Genomic DNA, 15,453 nt, shown 5'->3' on the forward strand with positions numbered 1-15,453 from the left:
AATTTCTGTATTGGGAAATAGAGAGACAAAATAACGCAAAACAACAACAAACAAACGAGTTAAAATATTTATAATCAATATTTTAACTCGTTTTTTTTTATTATCCACAGCCTGGAATAAATAACACTAAATACCTTTAACTTTTAAATTGTAAGCTTTACTTATATTTTAATCTTCTTTATAAAGCGGTATTCATACGATAACCTTAAGCAATTTATTTTAGCGGAATAAATCAATTTTATTCACAACAAAAAAAACATCCATTCACGACAGAAAAATCTTCATTAACGACATCTTTTTCATTTTTTTTATTTTCAATCATTAATTTCATTTCGGAAAATTAAAATCTTGAGTCAGAAAGCGTTTTCGAGATTATTCCAAAGAAAATACAATTACCATAAATCAAATTTTTTATTTTTTAACATAAAATTTATACGAAATGGGACAGTACAAAAGTCGTCAGGAATTTTTAAAAAACAATCCGAGATCAATTGCATTTGCCGCATTGGCTAAAGCAACAAAAATGCAAAACACGATTACCAATCAAGCGATTAAACTTAGTCCAAATCAACTAGAAGGAAAGGAAGTTATAATCATCGGGTCTGGTGTTGGAGGACTTACCACCGCGTATGAACTACTCGCTCAAGAGTCAGGTGCAAAAGTAACCGTTCTGGAAGCATCTCATAAAACGGGAGGACGCTGCATGAGCTTACGCACAGGGGATACACTCATCGAAGATGCCAACAGTGATTTGTTCGATTCGAAACCTGGAGAACCACAAGTTGTTCGGTTTAAACGCCCGGTGGGAGACTCAGAACCTTACCTTAATGCAGGTCCTGGTCGTATTCCAAGCAGTCACAAACGACTCCTTTCTTACTTAAAACGTTTTTCGGTAGACGTTGAAATATATGTGATGAACTCTGAATCTAATTTGGTTCAAAAGAACGAAAGTTTCGGAGGTAAGCCAATGGTTTACCGTCGTTTGGATCATAATACAAGAGGTTGGTTGGCGCAGATGGTATACCAAAATGCGGAAGAATTACTTCGCAATTCAAAAGTGGGAATTAGTGAAAATAATCTTAAAGCACGCGTTGAAGAATTACAAAGTTTGATGATCAGTTTCGGAGAGCTTGATGTAGATGGAACCTATAGCGCAACGGCTGGATCACCTGGCTTCGAGGATGGAAAAACACGCGCCGGATATGAAGTTTTACCTGGTGTTGCGGCTGGAATTGTAGCCGATGTTTTAAGTTTTGATAAATTGCTTGAATCAAAATTTTGGGAAGGCACGAAATTCTATCAACCTATAGATTTTCTTTGGCAACCTACTTTATTTCAACCTGTTGGAGGAATGGATCAGGTGCAACACGCTTTTGCTCAACAAGTCGCAGCTTTGGGGGGAAATATTCTTTTGAATAGTCCTGTAAAAAAAATAAAGTGGGACTCAACTAAAGAAAAGTACATCATTTCGGTTGGACAAGTTGGAACAGAAGAACCGATCTATTACGAAGCTGATTATTGTGTTTGCAACCTTGCGATGCCTTTTTTGAAAAACATTCTAGATGCTGATCTCCTAAAATCGGGACTTGAACCTGAATTCAAAGATGCATTAGAAGCCGTTTTTGTGGCACAATTTGAACCAACACAAGCTCCAGGTTATAAACCGCGAAAAGACGGATACGTTCCGCGTTTTTTAGCCTGTACCTCCAAAGTGGGCTGGCAAGCAAATCGATATTTATGGCAAGGAAGCCCAATAAATCCCAAAACAATGGGAGTTGAAAAATCCGAAGTAGGAGTTGTACCAATTTTTGGAGGAATCTCTTGGACAGACAATGAAATTCAACAAATTTGGTATCCATCTACGGCATATCAAGACGAAAAAGGTGTGCTCACAGGCGCTTATAATTTTGATAAAGTAGCATACGATTGGGGAAAATTATCCGTTGATGAGCGACTTACCAAAGCACGAAATGATGCCAGTAAGTTCGGTAAGAAATTTGCCGAAGGCTTAGGAGAAGGCGTTGCTATAGCTTGGCAAAATATGCCAAATATTAAGGGAGGCTGGGCCTATTGGCAAGCCGTTGGAGATGCGAACTACTCAACGAAACAATTTAACGCTATTGCACAGGGGTCCGGGATTATAGATCCGAAAACAAAAAATGCGAGCGATGCTAACTTTTTTATTGTTGGTGATCAAATTTCCTCCCTTCCTGGTTGGCAAGAAGGCGCTATTGCAGCCGCATTAAATGCAATTTCGAGAATGGCAAAACCAGAGGTTAAAATACAGCCATTGAAAAATTTACCGGACACTCGTTTGATGGTCGAAGGTATCTAAATCAATTATATGGAAATGAATGAAACGACGTGGAAGGTATTCTGCGTCGCTTTTTTTTATACTGTAAATATTAATTTAAAATATATTGCTTGCAGAATTATGGATTTTGACGAACAATAACCTTTAATATTCATTTTTTGATGGATTTAAAATTCTAAAGATAAAAGTTATTAGCAGATGCGACAGCCCCCTTACTCTTTCCATTTCAATAGAATTTAATTACTTTTCTAATCAACTACTATACTCCGTCGCCTATACAGATAGGCTTTGCAACTAAACCTTCTATAATTCGAATGATTTTATTATTCTCTTCTTTTGATCCGATTGTTATTCGAAAAAAATCAGGATAATTTCTAACTTTACCAATTATTATCTCTGAATCAATACATCGCTGTGTAAATTCATTCTTTAAGCTCTCATTGTAAAACCGAATCGGAATAAAATTTCCATGAGATTTAGAAACCTTAACATCCTTGTCTAAAAGCATTTCATTTAAAGTATGAAACATTTCTTCACGAGCTTCAATAATTCTTTCAATTCTAGGTTGAATAACTTTCTCAAAATTATTGATTAACACTTTGGCGGAAATAATAGTAAACGGTGAGAACTTATAAGGAAGATCATTTTTTTTCAATTGTTTCTTGATCGTATCTGAACAAATAGCATACCCTAATCTAATTGCTGCAGCTCCTAAAGCTTTCGAGAATGTTTTCAAAACAATGACATTGTTATATTTTTGAATCAAATGTGCGTATGAATCATTCGCAAATTCTGCGTATGCCTCATCGATTAAAAAAACACTGGATGGATCGTTAGCTACTTCAGTTTCTACAAATATTGGATCAATTAAAGTTCCTGTTGGATTGTTTGGTGTACAAAACACATAAATTGAATTCTTACCTCTGGGAAACCCCACATAATCGTAATCCAATTCATTATTAAAACCCCAAGTTATATGATTTAGATCGAATAATTTTGGACAAATATCAAATAGTTCGAAACTTGGATCTGGTGTAACAATTCTATTATAGTGCTTTGAAAGCTCCCCTAAGAATCTCATAATTAAGCCCGAAGACCCATTCCCAAGAATCAATGAATCAGCAGGAACACTATTTAATTGAGCAATTAAAGCTATTAATTCTTGTGGCTCAGCAACTGGATATCTGTTCCAGTCAGAAATTATTAGCTTACTAATTACCTCTTCCTTGATACTTTTTGGGAGATCAGACGGGAACTCGTTTTTATCTAAAGAAATCATAATCTAAATTGAATTATTTTATTTATGAAATATATTTAACATGGAGCGAAAGGTATTTTTAGGGTCGAACTTTATTTTACCGGCTGTCATATCAGGCCATTGATTTCCAAAATGTATCGCCCATTCTTCTGGGTTTCCAGGTTTATTAATACTGTCGCAAGGATATCTGTTTCCTCCATATTTTAAAGCAATTTGATACAATTCATTGTTTAATTCACTTAAATATTCTACACGCTCTTTTGTATTTGGATAAGCATTTCTTAATATTCCAATAAAGTAAAAATCCTCCTCAGGCTTTACAAATAAAGGAGTTTGAATGCTTGACGATTTCATTGGAATAAAAAGTACAGGACCATCACTCATATCTGCAGCTTTATGCATCAATTGAAATTCATTCATAAAACCAGAAAACTGTGAAAACGGTATAAAAGCAGCTAACTCCGGATGAGCTGTTTTCCCTTTCTCCTTTTCGGTAATTATTAAGGGTGGTTCTTTTGTTACGTAACTAAAAAAATCTTCCTGATAACTATGTTTTAAACCATTCAAAGGGATTTCCTTTTCTAAAAAACATTGATCTTCATATTCATACTGTACCAATTCTACAAAAAAGCTAAACTCCTCTTCGTTTTTGCATTTTTCAGCAAAGTACCCGCGATTTTCTGTAACAACGGTTTGCCCCATTTTCTTTTCAAATTCCACCCTTGTATTGGGAATTAAAAAAGCATGTATGCATTCAAAATCAGGTTCTTTTAGCAGTTGAGTACTTAAATCATGAAACTCCTTAACATTATCAATAAGTAATTTTGTAACGTGCATTATTTTTGGAGCATGATTTAATTTCATTTTAACCTTTGTAATTACTCCAAACTGTCCCAATCCAGACCTTACAAGGTTAAAAAGATCACTATTCTCAGTACGCGAACATATTCTAATTTCACCATCGCCAGAAACAACTTCTAACTCAAGAACATTATCTGCCTGGATTCCAGAATTATGACTCATAAAGCCCAATCCTCCAGTTGAAATGGTTCCTCCTACAGTCAATTTTTGCCAATCTGTAAGCGTGGGTGGGGTTGCATTTAGTTTTAACGTTTCTCTTACAAGTTTTTCCCAGGTAATACCCCCTTCTACAACAACAGAACCCGTTTTTCCATCAAAATCTATTGAAAGAATCTTATTCATGGTCTTGATATTAATAACTATACCCAGATCTATTAGACACTGACCACTTGCCGAATGAGACATCCCTCTTGTGTTAACTGGAATTTCGTTTTTATTACAATAATTTATTATCTTTTGTACGTCTTCTGTTGATTTAGGGTTCAAACACCCAACAGAATTTACAGTAATCATTTGTCCAAAATCTGTTTTCAGCTTTTCTAAGACATCTTCTTCGTTACTGAATTTTCCTTCGAATTTAGGTAACACTTGCTCTGTCATTAACCTATTTATTACGTATTCTTTCATTATCTTTTTCTCAGATTCCGTCAGTTCGTATTTTCCATCATTTAGAAATTGTTCCAATATTTTAAACTCAACGTTTAATAAACTTTGAAGAGCTAATAACTTTTTACTTAAAGCAGTGGAAGGAATAAATACCTCCACACTCACTTTACCATTGATTCCATTTCTTATTAAAAACCGAAATTGTTTTTTAATTTCCCCTTCTAAAATCCATGTAAAATCTAGAAAATCATCTAAATAATGATTCTTATTGGTTACACTTATTTTTGTTTTTTCTCCGGTAGAGCTAGTAATTTCATAGCACACATCTTCAATTACAACCAAATTGGTATGTATCGTCCAATATTTAAGATTAATAGGCTTTTTTAAAAATTCTATTAATTTTACTTTTTCAATTAAAACTTCTACGCTAAAAATTTTAGTCATGTAACAAGGTTAACGGATAACCGGCATATTCTTTCTCTAACTTTATGCTTCCTCCCTGAACTGTAAAATCTAAATTCAAAGATTCAAGAATATTTTTGCTTTTCTCAAAATTGAATGTTTTTAATGCTAATTCTACCGGAATAACTCCGTTTTGAGAGTCCTGAATTTCACTTAATCTCAAAAACTTATCCTTTTCATGAGGATTAATCATTTTTTCACCTTCTATATTAAACCCTAAAACACTGTTTAAAAAGTTTTTTGCACTTTGAACTTCGGCAACGTTAATTTGAATATTATCAATTCTATCCACTTCAATACACTCACTAACTTCAAAATAATTTGTTTTATCTAAAGACTTAATATCATCATCGTTTTTTAAGTTAGGATCATCTAAATATGACTTCATAGTATTTGCTAATCCTGACATATTATCATGTGTAAAGAAACCTTGTTTCTCAGAAGTTTTATCCTCCGTTTCACTTTTTCTTTCTATCAACTCAATGAAGACACCTGTATACTTATTTGAAATAAAAAATTGTCTCAATCCTGATAACGGATCTCTTAATATCTTATCTGAAGTCATTTCTATTCCTTTAGTTACTAATAGCTCAAAAATATCTTCAATATCATCTACTTCAAAAGCTACATGGTGTATACCTTGTCCAAACTTCTCATAGAACTTATGAAAAATAGACTCCTTAGTTAAACCTTCAGTTACCACCATTACTCCTTTTTCATTATTTGGCCACCCAAGAACATAGTTCAGCATATCATGTTTACCTTCTGAAGCTGAACCTGCATTAACTAAAATTGTGTTTATTAACTTGTACCCTAACACATTTTGATGAAAGTCAGAAACAACTTTGGCATTAGGTACAATCAAAGTATAATGATCTATATTAAAACATTTAATTGGAAAATCTAATTTTTGTTTATTCATTAGTTGTATGTTTTGAATTTAATCTTAATCTTCTCTATAATAGTTTACTCTTGTTTCGAATATAACTGACTCCTAACTTTATCGATCATGATCTTACTTTTTGAAAACCCTTGGGAAATAACTGAAATTTGACCATTTGACTCCAGCAACACCGTAGGAAATGATCTAACCCCCATTTTGCGAGCAAATTGAAAATCTGATTTCACTAACTCTTTTATTTCATTAGATTCAAATTTTTCTTTAAATACTTCCTTTTTAATTCCAAATTCCTCTACAAAATCTAAGTAAGCTTCAACATAATTTGTATTACTATTATCTAAATAAAAGGCTTTTTGCACTCTCTCATAAAATTCATTTTCTACTTCAGGAGCAAGCTCTCTCATTACGACTACAGCTCTGGAAGGAGGTTCTGTATCAAGGATAAATGAATTATCATATAGTACCTTATTATTGATAGGGAGCCCGGTCACTTTAGCCAGGTTATCAAAATGCGGTAGTAAATAATCTTTCATGTTAGTAATTGGCTCTGTCCCATAAGGTCTAAGCCCTCCTAATACCAATTGAAAGTCTAATACTCCATCAAACTCTTTTTTCAACTCCTTAATTTCTGATGAAAATGCCAAACAAGTGGAACATATTGGGTCTCCCACATAAATCAATTTCCCACTTTTAACACCTGATAATGAAGATTCGATCTCGTCTTTGGAATTGGAAGATATTGTACACATTCCGGTATTCAAATCACACGCAAAACCGTTATCGTAATCTGTTTTTTTAGTATTAGTAGTATTTTCCATAGCTTTTGAAGTGTAATTTTTGATTAGCGAACAACTAAGAATCATAGCACAAAACCCGGCTACAATCCAGAAAAAAAATCTCGCTTTCATTGTTTTTTAATTTTATTTTTATATGTGATTACACAAAGTTAAACACAAATAGTATATTTTTGGCATGTGTTTCCTACAGGAAACTGGTTTATTAGAAGAAACTAACTACATTAACCTACTAAAATGAAAAAAGAAATTATTCTAACACAAGAGTGTAATCGAGAAATAAGAGCCATTTCAGATACTATGGAAGTATTATCTGGAAAATGGAAGATCCAAATCATTGCCACTCTGCTTATACATGGCAAAATGCGATTCATGGAGTTAAAGAAGACAACGAATGGCATTGGGGCTAAAAAACTATCTAAAGATTTGGAAGAATTAGAAATAAACAAACTTATTACAAGAACAGTAATGAACACTAAGCCTATAACTGTAGAATACGAAATCACTCCATATGGAGAAAAAATGGAGCCCTTAATTCATAAAATTACTGAATGGGGTCTAAAACATCGAGAATATATATTTAAGAAAAATAACTAAGCCCTTTAGTATAATTTCAATTCCACCTAATGTTCGTCTCGCAGACTAAAAACTTTTAAAACCTGATGCATTTTGTATTCCACGCGTTTTTATTATTTCTTCAACATCCTTGTAACTCAATGTAAATCTCAATTTAAAATAAGCAGCCTGAAGTTTCAACCATTGGTCTCATGTGTTCTTAGAAAATATATTACTGTAAACTGCCATTTTTCAATTAAAATTGAATGAAATTTTGTTTGTTTTTGGTTTGCGATAATTTGTTAAAAGTTAGCTTTAAACTTGTGCCTCGAAGTCTGAAATCCCAGTAAATATTGGGTTGTTAATTTCTGTATAAGGAAGTAATATGACAAAATAACACAAGACAACTACAAGTAAACGAGTTAAAATATTTATTTTGCTTAGATCAAATTTGTTAAATTTTTATCTTGCTTTAATAACATATAACTCATTTGGGCCATAACTTTTGTGTCTTACAAAAAAAGCAACGTCTGCTATTTTTTGAAATTCCACAGGCAGTTGGTAAACACTCGTATTCAATTCATAATCCCATTTTCCATAGGTATTCGAAAAAAAATTTTGAGCAAATACTTCCTCTATTTTGAGTTTTAAGATTTCTGTTTTCATTTTCAAATCAATATACGCAGTTCCTTCCCAAGTCATATTTCTGCCCGTACCGGTGGGACTACCATATCCTCTAAAAGGATTCCAACTGTAACAATATCTCTCTTTTGAAAAATATAGAACATCGGCCATTTTATTATCGTAGAGAAGATTTTCTTCTAATTTTATACAATGTTCAAATTCTTTTTGTTGTTCCTTTTCTTCTGCAGATTCCGTTTTTGAAACTAAAACTCCACTCTTATCAAATACATAAGTGCAATTGCTTATTATAGCTTCCCCTTTTTGTTCATCATAATATTGATGTTTCAATGGAAGAATGAATTTATAGTTTATGGTATCAAAATTTATATTTTCGGATACTAAATCTTGTGGAATAACTTTTGAGACCGGAAATACAACATAATTTTTAGCAACAATGCCTTCTTGGTAATTTTTGTACGTCGTATCATAGCGTATTTTATAATACATTATTGATACTTTGTTAATTACAAAGAGCATTGCAAAAGGCATAAAAATCAATAATACTATAATTGTGATTTTTTTTGTCATATTACGTAAATCGAAGGTTTAAAAATCTTAAAGTCAATCCGTTTTACTACTACCTTTATTAATTGGGCCCATCTATTATTGGCTTCGAATCTAATTTAAATTTATTGGTTTTTACATTAAATTTAATGGTTAAATAACCGCCCATTCTTCCTATATCGTTCCAGACAATCAACTCTTTTTTCTTATTACCAGTTACTTCAACGTTATCGAAAATAATAGTTCTTATGTTACCTGTTACTGTTTTTATTTTTGAAAAATCAATTGTTTGAAAAACAGTATTGTCATTTTTATTGATTATTTTCAATTTGTCCATTTGTGTCTGATCGCTATTCTTCTTTTTGGAATATATACCAATAAAATAGAATTCTGTTAGGGAGCCCGCCTGCAAAATTTCAATATCATTAAATTCATTTTCTTCTGTTTGATCAATTAAAACAGAAGTATTGATTAATTCTAATGACAAATGCTGATTTGTCGAAAGATTTGTCCAAACGCCAACGCATTTCTCTTTAGAAAATTCAAATTCAAATCTAGCGGTGTATTTTTCATTACTGATTTCATACAATAAAATTTTATTCTTTTTAAAATCAATTACACCTTCAAGTCTGATTGGGGTGTTACGTTTGTCATATTTATAAACTCCAATGAGATTCAAGTGTTTTTTGTTTTTTGCTCCAAAATAGCCTTCCTTTATTTGGAAGGAAAGAGAAATAGGATATTTATCAATTTTACCTTTGTAGCTAAAACATTCGTACCAGCCTGCATAAGTTTTTGTTACGATGATTATAAATATCAAAATTGAAAGTATTGATTTCTTCATATTCTTTTTTTTCTTTGACTTTGTTTATTAGTACAGCTGAAGCTAATAACCCTGCTTAGCTGTAATTTTTCTTAATCTCGTCCACACTTCTATTGAATCGATCAAAAACTATTTGTTCCTCTACTTCATTCCTTGGTTTCCATTTTTCAATAGTTACCATTTTATCCTTGCTTATATAAGTTTGACTTGAAATTAATCTGTCTTTCATAGGGTCTCTAAAATTAATATCCGCTTTGGTGTTTAAATACTTCTCTACCATTTGGGGTATTTCTAAAAAGTATTTTGTTTCCTTGTTAACATCAATTATTTTACTTTGAGAATCTTTTGGAAATAGTTTATTTAACCACCATTGTTTTTCGTGTTTTATATAAATAGGAACTGCATTCAAATACAGCTTATAACCTTCATAATGTTCTGTAAAATCACTGTTCACAGTGTAATTATAATAGATAATAGCATCAACAGATTGCCAACTTATAAAACAATCCTTGTCAAATAGTGGCGTTTTTATAGTAATTCCTTTATCATCAGAAAACAGTTTATCCTGCCTATTTTCTATTTCTCTTTGTTGTTTTTCAGAAATTGAGAATCCAAACAACAAACCATAAATTAAAATTAATGGTGAAAAAGCAAATAAAGAAACTGTTATCCAGCCAAATAAATCGACATTCCATTTTAGTGTAACGATTAAAAACAGCACTATCAGTCCTACTATTGAAAACATTAAAAGTGGAAAAATAAAAAAAACTAAACGTGAATGTTTCATCATCCATCTCCCTGATTTTATCATTTTTTCGCTATCACCCCATTTCAAAATGTTTTCTTTAAAAATAAATGATAATGAAACGATAATAAAAACAATAGGAATTACGTATAAACCAAATGATCTATATCCGCTTTTGAAATAGAAAAAGACTATTGTTAAGCCAAATAATAGTATAAAAATACCTACTAGCTTAGTAATTGTTTTTTCATTTAAATTCATACGGTTTCTTTATACTATGTTTTTATCTGCGAAACTCCGTTTGTAATTTCAATTTTGCTTTTTTATTTCGAATAAATAATAAAGGTTTCTATAATCACCTGCTCCATTCTATCGGACATCTCGATAACATTGTTAATGACGATTGTCACATTGAAGAAAAATCTCCTCATTTGATTGGTCAATAACTGAAATTGACGGACATCCGAAAGAAATATATTCAAAACCAAAAACAACAAATGGTTTATTTTTAAAGAGCTTTCCTGTCCATTGATTAATTCCATCGTACCCTGGTTCGTAATTCAAAGGAGCGGGAGAAGTACCTTCGCTTTGAGAGTAAAGCTTTTCAATTATGACATCTTTAGTTTTAGAATCGGTAACCAAAAGACGCCTGGCATAAATTGCTTTATTATCGTCTAAATATTCTTGTAAAAAATAGTGATAATCCGTTGTTTTAAACGAGTAAGAAGAACCAACCAGCCTGTTCTTTAACAAAGCACGATCTTCATTTTTCATTGGTCTTGACGGATATTCTTTGCCTTGAATTTTTTGCCAGACGATAGGCTTTAAACCTTCTTTCGAAAATGGATTTTCTTTACCCACATATACTAATACATCTCTAAAATATTCACTAAATCCGTTTAAATATTTCTTGTTAATTTCAAATCCGATCATGAAATCGAAGTTGCGATAAGGCCAATCTTCTCCCGAAGAGTATGCATTTAACATGGCAGCGGTTTTTAGCTTTTTTACAGCAAAAGAAGCCATTTTGTTCTTCGCATAATCGAATACAAAAACAGAATCGGTTTCGGATATATGAGTTTTAGATAAAAATCTTCTTCTGTAATTTTTATCAAAGATAAAATACTGAGCATCATATTTTCCCAGTTTTTCTATATTAGGTAAAACAAGTGTGTCTTTTTCATCATTTACAGGATAAATATCCGAAAGAGAAACAAAAGCAACATCACTACTGTCTTTTGGCGTTAAAGTAAACAAATTGATACTTTCTTTTTTAGGAGTTTCCTCTTCTTCTTTTTGTATGGCATCGCTTTCAACCTGATTATTTTCAGCTAAACCCGATTGGACACTTTTAGCATCCTCTTTTCTATTACAGGCAAAAATTAAAAGCACTAAGCTTGCAGACAGAAGGTGTATTATTTTCATTTTTAATTATTTTTTGTTTTTTAAGCTGGAATTTATAAAAAGTTCTGTTTAGAGATATGCTTCGATTGTCATGTTTTACCTATTCTTGAAATATAATTAATCGAGAATATTGCGGCAATAGATAAAACTAAAACAGGCAAGATAGAAAGAGAAAAAGTATAGATAAACTCTTCTTTAAAAGTATAAGTACTCCATGACGATTCGCGATCAACAAAAATACCGTAATTCCAGAAAACCCAGATCGAAGATAATAGTGTTAGCTCGATTGTCCTTTTTAAATATATCTTTTTGATGAGTGAAAGCAGCAGAAACACTACTGTTAAGAAAGCACTTGTTAGTAGAGATACTACATAAACATCTTCAATAAAAGAGCAATCCAGACATCCGCTGGACATTCTTTCAGAAAATTTACCCATAGACCAGTAAATCTCTATAAAAGTACTTGCAAAAATTACCAACGCAATAAATAACGTTTTCTTTAAAACCTGGATTATCTTATTTTGGGATATTTGTTTCATTAATTTTATGGTTTCTCAGGATATAAATCTTTTAAAGGAATGACAATAGCTTTTTTAGAAATTTTGCATTGAGAATAGGCATTTTTATGGAGTTTGAATGTCAAAGTAGTCGCTTCTAAAACATCCCTTTTATTTAGTTCTCGGAAAGCGCTTAAAATTTCAATAGGACACAATTCATATTGAATATTATATTCTTTTTTATTTTTATCCTTCCAATAAATGTAAAATGTTCTTGGAATATTTCGAAATGTGGCTGTATCATTATCGGTTGAGATTTCTATTTTTTCATCTTTAAAAGAATAGGCGTAAACACTTGTCAGCACCTCTTTTTCTTCCATTTCAATCTTCAAAAACCATTTGTATTGATTTTGAAGTAAGTCTGAAAAATCGGAAATACTCTCAATACTTTCATAATTATTATACTTCCCTCCTAAAGATTTTTCATAAACCAGCATATCTAAATTTCCTGTCGTTTCTTTGGCTTTAAATGTTTCCACAAGTTGGGCTTCGGCATTTTCTTCTTCATTTTTAATTATTTTCAGATGAATTTTACCTTTTGGATGAATTTCTAAAATTAAGACAGGAATATTCATCTTTTCTTTAACCCAATCCTTCATTTTTTGATAAGGAAGCGGAGTAATAAGCCGATAAAATTTACGCTCATCGATAGAGAAGTACTTCAGGTTTAAAGAATCAGGCAGAAGCTCTTTTTCCCAGATCTTAAAATCAACAGAGTTTTCGCTTTTAGCGCTTGTTAGTTCTTTTGAATCATAATCAATACTGCTTTCAGAATCGTTAAAATTATTTGAAAAAACAGCTTCAATAATTTTGATGGTATTTGAATTTTCTGATGTAGAATCTTCTGCAGCACCATGAATTTCAGCTTTCCAAAACAACTTATCATATTCCCTATTTCTAAATCTTACGACAAAATTGAGAATAATTAATACTCCTAAAATTACAGCTAAGACAATGTTGATATAATCTAATTTTGTTTTTTTCATACTCTTTTAGTGTTGATATGCTCCTCCTAAAGCCATTAAAAAAGATAATACCACAAATAGGATAATGGAAACAACGAAAAGAAATATCGAAAAATACCGGAACTCTTTTTTATACGCCATCTCTTTCACAAAAAGCAAAAGCAAAAGTGAAATTACAGGTACAGTAAAGAAAACTATGGGCATCAGCAAACCTGCATATTCAGACGATAGCACTATCAAATTGGTGTATCCTATATAAATGTACAGTAGTATTTCTATACAAAACAGTAGAAAAACAGTAATAAAGGGATTGCTTTTCATTGATTAATTTGCGTTTAGAGATAAAAATTTCATTATTCTGATTTTATAAACGATAAATATTTTTCGTCGCATTGTGTAAAATGTTCATATTCATTCATCGAGTTTCCATAATTCTGGATTTGGATTTTATTTTCGCCGTACAGTCCTCCCATTTTTCCAAAAGAAAGATAGAGAACATTATCGCTTTTTTGCTTTTTAAGTTTACCTTTTGCAATTATTTTATTCTTGTCAAAAATTAAAAACATATATGTTCCCGCTTTCTTCTCAATTTTTATCTTAAATCACGAATTTTCGCAGGATGTTAAAACATAAACACCCGTGATTTCAGGATCACTATTATCTGTAAATATATTTTCAGTTTGATTTATACTTTTAAAACTGACTAATGATAAAAATGCTATCATCACTATTGCACTAAACATTAACTTTTGGGTTAGTTTTTTCATCTGTAACTGCTTTTTAATTTTTCAAAAAAATAGCTTCAGTTCTCTTTTGAAACATTTTCGTAAGTGGTACTTTTACAACCTAACAAGGAAAGCTGTAAACCAACCGAACGAAGAATCTTTTTTTCATTGTTATCTGTTAATCTGAAAATCATCAATTTTCCAGCCGTTTTTTTGTTTTACCAAAGTAAAAACAGCACTGTATTTTTCTGCATCTTTGTCTTTAAAAGTAATTTCCCAATCTTCATTAATAGTAACTTTTTCTCCAAAACTACTACTGCCCCCCAGAGCTTTTATATTAACAATGTTTTGATATAAAACCAAATCTCTTTCGATTTTCTTTATCATTTTTTCCGTACAGTATTCTTTTGCCGTTTCAATTTCCTGTTGTGCCATTGCATAACGAAAATAATCAGCGGTACCATTTGCACTTAATTTAGAAATAAAACCAACCGAATTTTCATCTTTAATTAATTCGCACACAATCGTTCCATTTTCGCTCGAAATAGTTACAATTCCGTCTTCGTATTTCACCCTAATTACTAATTCTTCATTATTCTCTTTCTTGCTGTATTCTGTTCGTTTTATGATTTTGACAACTCTGTTTTGGTTATCATATTCGTTAATAATGCTTTCAGTACGGTTATAATTTTCACCCACAAAATATTTTTTTTCATACAGTAACACAAAACATTTTGGGTTATAAACTGTTTTTATTTCTTTCCTAACCTCATAATTTCCAAATTCTAAATTGGTTTCAATCATGGTATTGTCTTTATACACATATTTTGCACGCTCTTTCTTTGTGTATGAAGTCGTATCTTCTTTCTGATTTTTTTCCCAATCTTTTCTATAGGAGAAAAAATTATTTAGATCCGTTTTTTTGTAAACCACACCATCAATTTTTTCGATAAGAGTATCTTTGCCCTTAAAATTTAAAAACTTATTGGTTCTGAAAACTTCATATGCAATTGTCGAAAGTTTTTCTTTTTTTGAAGGGGAATGCACTTCTGAAATCCCCAGTGAAGTTGGATTTTCCTGAGCATTACATCTCACTACAGATGCTAAAAGCATAAAAAGTAAAATGTTTTTCATAAACATTATGTTCATTTTTAATAGTTTTTTTCTGTTAAGTCTTTAGACTGTAAAATTCTCATACTCACTGTAGTCAAGACCAAACTCCTAAATGGATAAATTGAATTCTTGTACTCCCCTTTGTACTCGTTTGTGATGTTATACACATTCTTTCCATTGAT

At 31.5% G+C, this 15,453-nt stretch carries 15 protein-coding genes; 3 read left to right on the forward strand and 12 right to left on the reverse strand.

Annotation, left to right across the window (positions count from 1 at the left end):
* The first annotated feature begins 439 nt into the window (after nt 1–439).
* Complete coding sequence (locus ACAM30_RS20255; RefSeq protein WP_369616322.1) at nt 440–2,335, forward strand: FAD-dependent oxidoreductase; 1,896 nt, start codon at nt 440–442, stop codon at nt 2,333–2,335.
* 238 nt (nt 2,336–2,573) lie between these two features.
* Here the strand turns inward: ACAM30_RS20255 and ACAM30_RS20260 are convergent, their stop codons facing one another.
* Genes ACAM30_RS20260 through ACAM30_RS20275 form a run of 4 tightly spaced genes read right to left on the reverse strand, consistent with a single transcriptional unit; the run spans nt 2,574 to nt 7,310 of the window.
* Entirely contained in the window at nt 2,574–3,593 is a 1,020-nt protein-coding gene (locus tag ACAM30_RS20260; RefSeq protein WP_369616323.1) for a histidinol-phosphate transaminase, read from the reverse strand.
* A gap of 18 nt (nt 3,594–3,611) precedes the next feature.
* Nucleotides 3,612–5,483 carry an FAD-binding protein gene (locus ACAM30_RS20265; protein ID WP_369616324.1) on the reverse strand — a complete coding sequence of 624 codons (1,872 nt, stop codon included), beginning with the start codon at nt 5,481–5,483 and terminating at the stop codon, nt 3,612–3,614.
* Nucleotides 5,476–6,423: a VOC family protein gene (locus ACAM30_RS20270; protein WP_369616325.1), complete on the reverse strand. Its 948-nt coding sequence runs from the start codon at nt 6,421–6,423 to the stop codon at nt 5,476–5,478. The genes ACAM30_RS20265 and ACAM30_RS20270 overlap by 8 nt, the downstream gene beginning before the upstream one ends.
* A gap of 44 nt (nt 6,424–6,467) precedes the next feature.
* Nucleotides 6,468–7,310: a DsbA family protein gene (locus ACAM30_RS20275; protein ID WP_369616326.1), complete on the reverse strand. Its 843-nt coding sequence runs from the start codon at nt 7,308–7,310 to the stop codon at nt 6,468–6,470.
* Nucleotides 7,311–7,433: 123 nt separating this feature from the next.
* Between ACAM30_RS20275 and ACAM30_RS20280 the strand changes: the two genes are divergently transcribed.
* Entirely contained in the window at nt 7,434–7,793 is a 360-nt protein-coding gene (locus ACAM30_RS20280) for a winged helix-turn-helix transcriptional regulator (RefSeq protein WP_369616327.1), read from the forward strand.
* A 420-nt stretch (nt 7,794–8,213) separates the two neighbouring features.
* On the opposite strand, the gene ACAM30_RS20285 is transcribed toward ACAM30_RS20280, so the two are convergent.
* The 6 genes from ACAM30_RS20285 to ACAM30_RS20310 all read right to left on the reverse strand — a co-directional run bounded on the left by ACAM30_RS20285 (nt 8,214) and on the right by ACAM30_RS20310 (nt 13,454).
* Nucleotides 8,214–8,963 (reverse strand): hypothetical protein, encoded by a 750-nt coding sequence (locus ACAM30_RS20285; RefSeq protein WP_369616328.1) that lies wholly within the window; start codon nt 8,961–8,963, stop codon nt 8,214–8,216.
* A gap of 58 nt (nt 8,964–9,021) precedes the next feature.
* On the reverse strand, nt 9,022–9,783 hold the full coding sequence (locus ACAM30_RS20290) for a hypothetical protein (protein WP_369616329.1): 762 nt from the start codon (nt 9,781–9,783) through the stop codon (nt 9,022–9,024).
* Between the two features lie 55 nt (nt 9,784–9,838).
* Complete coding sequence (locus ACAM30_RS20295) at nt 9,839–10,768, reverse strand: hypothetical protein (protein WP_369616330.1); 930 nt, start codon at nt 10,766–10,768, stop codon at nt 9,839–9,841.
* Between the two features lie 132 nt (nt 10,769–10,900).
* Entirely contained in the window at nt 10,901–11,932 is a 1,032-nt protein-coding gene (locus ACAM30_RS20300) for an oxidoreductase (RefSeq protein ID WP_369616331.1), read from the reverse strand.
* 68 nt (nt 11,933–12,000) lie between these two features.
* Complete coding sequence (locus ACAM30_RS20305) at nt 12,001–12,450, reverse strand: hypothetical protein (protein WP_369616332.1); 450 nt, start codon at nt 12,448–12,450, stop codon at nt 12,001–12,003.
* Nucleotides 12,451–12,455: 5 nt separating this feature from the next.
* On the reverse strand, nt 12,456–13,454 hold the full coding sequence (locus tag ACAM30_RS20310) for a hypothetical protein (RefSeq protein WP_369616333.1): 999 nt from the start codon (nt 13,452–13,454) through the stop codon (nt 12,456–12,458).
* Between the two features lie 64 nt (nt 13,455–13,518).
* Between ACAM30_RS20310 and ACAM30_RS20315 the strand changes: the two genes are divergently transcribed.
* Complete coding sequence (locus ACAM30_RS20315; RefSeq protein ID WP_369616334.1) at nt 13,519–13,692, forward strand: hypothetical protein; 174 nt, start codon at nt 13,519–13,521, stop codon at nt 13,690–13,692.
* A 94-nt stretch (nt 13,693–13,786) separates the two neighbouring features.
* Here ACAM30_RS20315 and ACAM30_RS20320 read toward each other — a convergent pair whose 3' ends face one another.
* Nucleotides 13,787–13,999, reverse strand: a complete 213-nt coding sequence (locus tag ACAM30_RS20320) for a hypothetical protein (protein ID WP_369616335.1) — start codon at nt 13,997–13,999, stop codon at nt 13,787–13,789.
* 330 nt (nt 14,000–14,329) lie between these two features.
* A complete protein-coding gene (locus ACAM30_RS20325; protein ID WP_369616336.1) occupies nt 14,330–15,292 on the reverse strand; it encodes a hypothetical protein in 963 nt (320 codons plus the stop codon).
* Between the last annotated feature and the right edge of the window lie 161 nt (nt 15,293–15,453).

The organism is Flavobacterium sp. CFS9, assembly GCF_041154745.1.
Lineage (GTDB): Bacteria > Bacteroidota > Bacteroidia > Flavobacteriales > Flavobacteriaceae > Flavobacterium.